Origin of the sequence: Ensifer sp. Root31 (assembly GCF_001424825.1) — a bacterium.
Lineage (GTDB): Bacteria > Pseudomonadota > Alphaproteobacteria > Rhizobiales > Rhizobiaceae > Ensifer > Ensifer canadensis.
Map to the genome: position 1 here is coordinate 291,673 of NZ_LMCO01000056.1, position 6,682 is coordinate 298,354.

General features: G+C 62.5%; 6 protein-coding genes. 4 read left to right on the forward strand and 2 right to left on the reverse strand.

The window, feature by feature from the left end:
• Positions 1-157 precede the first annotated feature (157 nt).
• The 4 genes from ASD00_RS32875 to ASD00_RS39530 all read left to right on the forward strand — a co-directional run.
• On the forward strand, positions 158-607 hold the full coding sequence (locus ASD00_RS32875; RefSeq protein WP_057211159.1) for a VOC family protein: 450 nt from the start codon (positions 158-160) through the stop codon (positions 605-607).
• A 223-nt stretch (positions 608-830) separates the two neighbouring features.
• A complete protein-coding gene (locus ASD00_RS32880) occupies positions 831-1,763 on the forward strand; it encodes a ribose-phosphate pyrophosphokinase (protein ID WP_025427595.1) in 933 nt (310 codons plus the stop codon).
• A 174-nt stretch (positions 1,764-1,937) separates the two neighbouring features.
• On the forward strand, positions 1,938-2,204 hold the full coding sequence (locus ASD00_RS32885) for a DUF2277 domain-containing protein (protein WP_025427594.1): 267 nt from the start codon (positions 1,938-1,940) through the stop codon (positions 2,202-2,204).
• A gap of 243 nt (positions 2,205-2,447) precedes the next feature.
• Positions 2,448-4,051: NAD(P)/FAD-dependent oxidoreductase (locus ASD00_RS39530; protein WP_348272082.1), on the forward strand; the 1,604-nt coding region annotated here is incomplete at its 3' end.
• A gap of 351 nt (positions 4,052-4,402) precedes the next feature.
• Here ASD00_RS39530 and ASD00_RS32900 read toward each other — a convergent pair.
• Positions 4,403-5,611, reverse strand: coding sequence for an IS91 family transposase (locus tag ASD00_RS32900; protein ID WP_057211164.1), 1,209 nt, complete (start codon positions 5,609-5,611; stop codon positions 4,403-4,405).
• A gap of 10 nt (positions 5,612-5,621) precedes the next feature.
• Positions 5,622-6,530: a tyrosine-type recombinase/integrase gene (locus ASD00_RS32905; RefSeq protein WP_057211165.1), complete on the reverse strand. Its 909-nt coding sequence runs from the start codon at positions 6,528-6,530 to the stop codon at positions 5,622-5,624.
• Positions 6,531-6,682: the final 152 nt, after the last annotated feature.

Genomic DNA, 6,682 nt, shown 5'->3' on the forward strand with positions numbered 1-6,682 from the left:
GCAGGCGGATCAGGGGTACAAACGCCGAGCCCCAGGCGCATGAATGCGGTCCTGCCTGGCAAATGCCTCCAATGACCGTTGACGGCCTGAAGGAGACTTCTTTCGTTGTTCCCGACCAATGAATATGGTTGCCTCATAGCCGAGGATATCGACCGTCATGAAACTTGCCCACATCAACTTGGTAGCCCGAAATGCGGAAGTGCTCGCAGCGTTCTACATGAATGTCATGAAATGCGAATCCCTTCGTGAACCCAAGATGGTGTCCGGGGAAAAAGTGTCGCGCGGCAATGGTATTTCGAACTCTGAGATATATACGATCTGGCTGACATTCCCCGAACTCGAACGCCCATTCTTGGAGATACATGAGCACAAGGTCACTCATGATCGAGACCAGCCAAGGGTGAATGAGCCCGGTTTCGGGCACCTGTCATTCCAGATGGAAGATATCAGCGTGGTGCTCGCGGAAATCATCCAAGCCGGCGGGGCGCAGATCGGCGAAATCACGGACTTTGGGACGCCGGATAAGCCATTTCTTATTGCTTATGCGCGCGATCCGGAGGGAAACGTCCTTGAGCTTGAGCAGATAGGTAATCGACCGAGATGCTGACGACCGCTTGTGGAGCCCAAACCGGTCATTGGGCTGCCGCAAAAATCAGTCTCGAAGCACAGGCCTCTGCGGCAGATAAATCTTGATTTCTCCCGACGTTTTCGCCCTATTGCGCAAGCAATGCGAGGTGCCGTGTTGCGAGTCTGGGGGAAGGCTCTGAAGGTGCCCCGCGAAACTGGAAGGTCTTTTCCTCTCGAAGGCCCCTTGAAACAGGATCGCGCTGATGAAGCTGGTGACCGGTAACTCGAACCGCGCCCTGGCCCAGGCTATTGCCAGCCACCTGGAACTTCCCCTCATAGACTGTACGGTCAAGCGTTTCGCCGACCAGGAAATCTACGTTCAAATCCATGAGAATGTGCGCGGCGAGGACGTGTACATTCTCCAGTCAACGAGCGCCCCCGCCGACGGCAATCTGATGGAGTTGCTGATCCTGACCGATGCACTGCGCCGCTCGTCTGCCCGCCGGATCACGGCCGTGATCCCGTATTTCGGCTATGCTCGCCAGGATCGCCGCGCCACCGGCCGCACTCCGATCTCGGCCAAGCTGGTCGCCAATATGATTGCCGGTGCAGGTGTTAACCGCGTCATCACCGTCGATCTCCATACCGACCAGATTCAGGGCTTTTTCGATATACCGACCGATAATCTTTATTCAGCGCCGGTGATGACCCGCGATATTGAAAAGCACTACGACACCAAGAACTTGACGATCGTTTCGCCCGACGTGGGCGGCGTGGCGCGGGCTCGCGCCATCGCCAAGCGCATTGGTGCCGATCTTGCCATTGTCGATAAACGGCGACCCCGCGCCGGTGTCTCGGAAGTGATGGGCATCATTGGCGATGTGTCCGGGCAAAGTTGTCTTCTGATCGACGACATCGCAGATAGCGGCGGCACGCTGATCAATGCGGCGGAAGCCCTGCTGGAGGCTGGTGCCAAGGAGGTTTCTGCCTACATCACCCATGGTGTGCTTTCCGAAGGCGCCTGTGAACGCATTGGCGCCAGCAACCTCAAGGAATTGGTCGTGACCGATTCCATTCAGGAAACCGAAGCTCACCGCCAGACCGCCAATATCCGACGCGTCACAATTGCGCCGCTGATCGGCGAAGCCCTCGCTCGCACCGCCAGGGAGCAAAGCGTTTCAACCCTTTTCAACTGATCCGGCTCATGGCGCGATTGCAACCGTCAGCCAAGATCACGCTCGTTTTCCGGGCATGCAGTGCGCAGCGTTCCCACGCGGCCCGGCTTGGCCCGTCCGTTGCAATTGGCGCTCACGCGACTATTTTCGTATGCTTCGCCACCCTCCTGTCAGTGACACGCCCGGGAGCAAGTCATGTGCCGGAATATCAAACCCTTGTTCAATTTTGATCCGCCTGCGACGAACGAGGAGATTCGTGACGCCGCGCTACAGTTCGTGCGCAAGGTGAGCGGCACGAACAAACCATCGAAACGCAATGAGGCTGCGTTCGAGCGCGCGGTCAATTCAGTCGCGGCATGCGCCCGCGAGCTGCTGGATTCGCTGGAGACTTCTCAACCCCCTCGCGATCGCGAGGAAGTCGCGGCAAGGGCGCGCGCGAGAACAGCGGCCCGGTTCGCGTAAGGGGAGTCCTGTCACGCACCGGAGATCGACGGGAGCTCTTTCACAGTCACCGCACCAGCGACGAAGCGATCTGCTTCGCATCAGGCGGGATCGCCTTGCGGTCTGGCGAGAGGGCCGCGAACCGGAATGCGAACGGCCAGCCGCGCGGAAATCGGCGGTGCTGGACTCGTTGCCGTCGACAGGGCTTAATGCTGCGCGGGGATGGCGGGATTGCCGGGGGCGATTATGGGATCACCGCAGCAGATGACTGATGACGGCGATGTTCTCGATGCTGTCGTCATCGGGGCCGGCTGGGCCGGCCTGGGTGTCAGCTATTGGCTGGCACGACGGGGCCTGCGCCACAGTGTCTTGGAGCGGGGCCGCATCGGAGAGACCTGGCGCACACAGCGATGGGACTGCTTTCGGATGAATACTCCCAATGTGCAGACCGTCATGCCGGGCGACTGCTATGACGGTCCGGATCCGGATGGTGCCATGACGGGCGAGCAGTTCGTCGCTCTGCTTGAGGATTTCGCCCGGCGCAACACGCTGCCGATCGAACCGGATACCGCGGTAAGCGAACTCGCGCACGAGAATGGCGCCTATCGGCTCACCACTTCACACGGCACGCTTTGGGCGCACAACGTTATCGTCGCAAGCGGCTGCTTGAATTGCCCGGTGCGCCCGGTCTGGGCGCCCGCGTTGTCGCCGGCTCTCCATCAGATCGACGCTTCCGGCTACCGCAGCACTGCTGATTTGCCAGATGGATCGGTACTGGTGGTCGGAAGCGGCCAATCGGGTGCTCAGATCGCCGAGGAATTGGCGGAAGCGGGCCGAAAGGTCTTCCTTGCGACCAGTCGTGTCGGGCGGCTCCCGCGGCGCTACCGGGGTCGCGACATCATGGTCTGGCTGCTCGAAAGCGGGTTTCTCGACGTGCGGCGAGAGGAGGTCATTCGACTTGCGGGACGCATCCCGCCGCGCGGTGTGCTCGGCTCGGTGCATACGATAAGCCTTCAGGCGCTGAGCGCCCAAGGTGTCGCGCTTCTTGGGCGTCTCACCGGCATCGAGGATGGCGGCAACCTCTCGTTTGCCGACGATCTCGAAGCGAATGTCCGCTTTGCGGATGAAGCCTCCGACACTGTCAAACGCCATGTCGACGACTATATCAGCCGCGCCGGGATCGATGCGCCCCCTGCCGAGCCCGACCCGGCGGAGACGGTCGCGCTGCGTCGACAGAACCCGCCGATCGGTTCGCTCGATCTCTCCCGCTCCGGCATAGCGAGCGTGGTGTGGTGCACCGGGTTCAAGGGCGATTTCAGCTGGATGAGGCTTCCCGGTGTGCTCGACAGCGCGGGACAGCCTGTTCATGAGGATGGCGTGGCCGCCCTGCCGGGCCTCTATTTCGCAGGGCTGGACTCGCCTCCACACGCAAGTCAGGCATCATCCTGGCGATCGCCGAGGAAGCGCCTCGCCTTGTCGACCATATCGCGGGGCATTCGTGACCGCCTTCGGCATGGTCAAGAAGTTCCTGACGGTCAGGGCCGGGATCAGAGGCCGACAGATTGTCAGCCGCTGTTTTGCGCCGCCACCACCAGTGTCACGTCTCGCCCCTTGGCGACGTTCCGACTGGGCGAAGGCAATGGTCTCCAGGGATCAGCCAAGGACTTCGCTTCTGCGCGGGAATGTCTGCCATCGATTACCGCTGGAAGCAGTGCGTCCACTTCCGGCCCGAGCCAGTCGAAGATAAGCGAGGACCTGAATGTCTGCTGGTGTGAAGGGTTTCGGATGCCGGCTATCCACGTGTTGGCCTGGCGCCGGGCCGGCGTCCGAAAGCCTCCAGAGAAAGAACCCGCGGGATGGAGAGGGCANTGTGAAGGGTTTCGGATGCCGGCTATCCACGTGTTGGCCTGGCGCCGGGCCGGCGTCCGAAAGCCTCCAGAGAAAGAACCCGCGGGATGGAGAGGGCAGTTTTCCGGTCTATGGGGATTTGTGGTTTGCGTTGGGTGCTGGTCGGCCGATCTGATGCGGCTGACAGGTGGCAACGATCCTATTGGCGTTTGTGCCATCCTCGTCGCCGCCGCGCATGCTGTGGCATGGTCGTTGCAGGGCGGTCGATTCTGGTGTGTTTGGTTGCGCCGTTTGATGCGGGCGCACGAAGTCAGGCTTCCGGGGACGATGAGGTCCCTGGGTAGGAATGGTGCGTGGCGGGCGAGTCGCGGTCATGGCGTTTGCGCCCCGCTTGTTGAGGCGGCGGATGGCGGTGCTCGGGCGTCGTTGCCGCGCTCGATGGTCTCGATGATGATCATGCGCCCGCCGCAGCAGGGACAAGATGGCCGCCAGTCGGCCTGGGCAGCGGCGTCGGCATCATCGGATCGGCGGACTTCAGGCTGGAGCGCGGCGAGAAGCATGCGGGCGCGCGCGATATTTTCCGCGCAGCCGGCGCTGGCAAGTAGTCCATAGTGGCGGATGCGGTGGAAGCCTTTGGGCAATACGTGGAGCAGAAAGCGGCGGATGAACTCATCTGGATCGAGCGTCATGGTCCGGTAGCGCTCATGCCCGTCGCGGCGGTAGTCCTTGACGCGGAACGTCACGCCGGTCTCGTCAAGCGCGATCAGCCGGCTATTGGAGATGGCGACGCGATGGGTGTAGCGCGACAGATACGCCAGAACGGCCTCGGGTCCGGCGAAGGGTGACTTGGCGTAGACGAACCAATTCTTCCTTCTGAGCGGCACCAGGAATTTAACAAAGGTGCTGCGCTCGCTGAAGCGAGCATGATCGCCGAAGAACGTCAGCCGGCCGGCGGCATGGGCCTCAGTCAGCTTCGCCAGGAAGAGCCGCCGGAACAGCCTTGAGAGCACGCGCACGGGCAGGAGGAAGCCGGGCCGGCAGGACACCCATCGCTCACCATCGAGCGCGATGCCGCCGCCGGGCACGATCATGTGGACATGCGGATGATGGGTCATCGCCGAGCCCCACGTATGCAGCACGGCGGTGATGCCGATGTGGGCGCCCAGGTGCTTGGGATCGGCCGCGATGGTGAGCATGGCCTGCGCGGCGGCATGGAACAGGAGACCATAAATGACCGCCTTGTTGTGAAAGGCGATGTCGGCGATCTCGACCGGCAGTGTGAAGACGACATGGAAGTAGCCGACGGGCAGCAGATCGGCCTGGCGCGCGGCGAGCCATTCCCTTGCCGCCGCATCCTGGCACTTGGGGCAGTGCCGATTGCGGCAACTGTTGTAGGCGATGCGGCTATGGCCGCAGTCCTCGCATGCCTCGACGTGACCGCCGAGGGCTGCGGTGCGGCAGTTCTCGATCGCCGCCATCACCTTCAACTGGCCGAGGCTCAAGTGACCGGCATGGGCCGTGCGCCAGGCGGCGCCATGACGATGGAAGATATCGGCGACCTCTAGGAGCGGACGGCTCATCGCCGCCGCGTCACGCGCCCGGTCTGGTCTCGTCCTTTGCCAGAAGGCTGATCCGGTCGAGCGGGCTCATCACGGCGCGGATGGTCTTGGTGGCGACGCGGGCATAGAGCGCGGTCGTATCAAGTTTGGCATGGCCGAGCAGGACCTGGATGACGCGGATGTCGACGTCCTGCTCCAGCAGATGTGTGGCGAAGCTGTGGCGCAGCGTGTGCGGCGTCACCCGCTTCTTGATCTTGGCGGTTTCCGCGGCCGTATGGACGGCGCGGTTCATCTGCCGCGTGGAGAGTGGCGTGATCGGGCTGCGGCCCGGAAACAGCCAGCCCTGTGGCAGCATGACGCCGCGGCGCTTGCCCTCGCGCCACCAAGCGCGCAGCAACTCGAGCAGTTGCGGCGACAGCATGGCGTGGCGATCCTTGCGCCCCTTGCCTTGCTCGACGCGGATCAACATGCGCGTCGAGTCGATATCGCTCACCTTGAGCGCCACGATCTCCGACACCCGCAATCCGGCGCCATAGGCCGTGCTGAGAGCAGCCTTGTACTTCGGCCCCGGTGCGGCTTCGAGCAGCCGCGCCACTTCCTCGATGCTCAGCACCAGCGGCAGCTTGCGCGGCTGATGGATCAGGGTCAGGCGGCGAGACAGATCGGGCCGGTCGATCGTCACGGTGAAGAAGAAGCGCAGCGCCGAGACCGAACTGTTGATGCTCGGCGGATGCATGCCCATCTGGGTTTGGTGCAACTGGAACCGGCGCAGATCTTCAGCCGTCGCCGTGTCCGGGGAACGGCCGATGAAGGTGGCAAGTGCCTTCACGCAACGGATATAGTCACGGCGCGTGTCCTCGGTGAAGCCGCGCATGGACATGTCTTCGATCATGCGCTCACGAAGCGCGCTGCCGGACGGATGTGAATGGGGGACGGTCATCGGATGCTCCTCTCAAGCTGAAGGTTGACCCCTTCATGCTCGGAGGTCTTCGTCCGCCCGTCACCTCTGATCGATCAAAGCCTCACCGATGCCGTCAACGAGGCACACGTCTCAAGGCCCGCGCCTTCCCTCCCGCGCGAGCGGGTTCGTTC